This is a genomic window from Vibrio sp. 970, from assembly GCF_033339075.1.
Genome location: NZ_JAWOTW010000542.1, coordinates 1 through 598, shown reverse-complemented (window position 1 = coordinate 598; position 598 = coordinate 1). Strand labels below are relative to the sequence as shown.

Below are 598 nucleotides of genomic sequence, written 5' to 3'. Positions count from 1 at the left end.
GCTTCGAACTTTCCGTTAGCATTCTCAGCCGCGGGTGGCGATACCGCATCTGCACTAGCGGCTGGCTGTCCGGTTATTGTTAAAGGTCATACCGCGCATCCGGGAACGAGCCAAATCGTCGCCGAATGTATTGAAAACGCACTGAACAAAGAAGACCTGCCTTCAGCTATTTTTACTTTGCTTCAAGGTAACAAACGTGAACTTGGCCAAGCGTTAGTGACACATCCAAAGATTAAAGCCGTTGGGTTCACAGGCTCAGTTAGTGGAGGGCGTGCCTTATTCAACCTTGCTCAACAGAGACCGGAGCCGATCCCTTTTTATGGAGAACTCGGCGCCATTAACCCAACCTTTATTCTCCCAGAAGCGATGAAAAACAACGCCTCACTTGCAGAGCAGTTTGTCGCATCAATGACCATGGGCTGCGGCCAGTTTTGTACAAAACCGGGAGTAGTGTTCGCGTTGAATACTCCAGAAACACAAGCCTTTATCGAAACCGCTCAGGCTTTGATTCGTCAACAGTCCCCTTCTACGCTTCTCACTCAAGGTATCCGAGAAACCTATGAGAACGAAGTCGTCAAGCGGGCCGCTGATCAGGGTA

Annotated in this window: 1 protein-coding gene; it reads left to right on the top strand. The window is 50.0% G+C overall.

Annotated features, from left to right (window positions below):
- On the top strand, positions 1-598 hold a 598-nt coding region (locus tag R7Q11_RS27770; RefSeq protein WP_225467183.1), incomplete at both ends, for an aldehyde dehydrogenase family protein.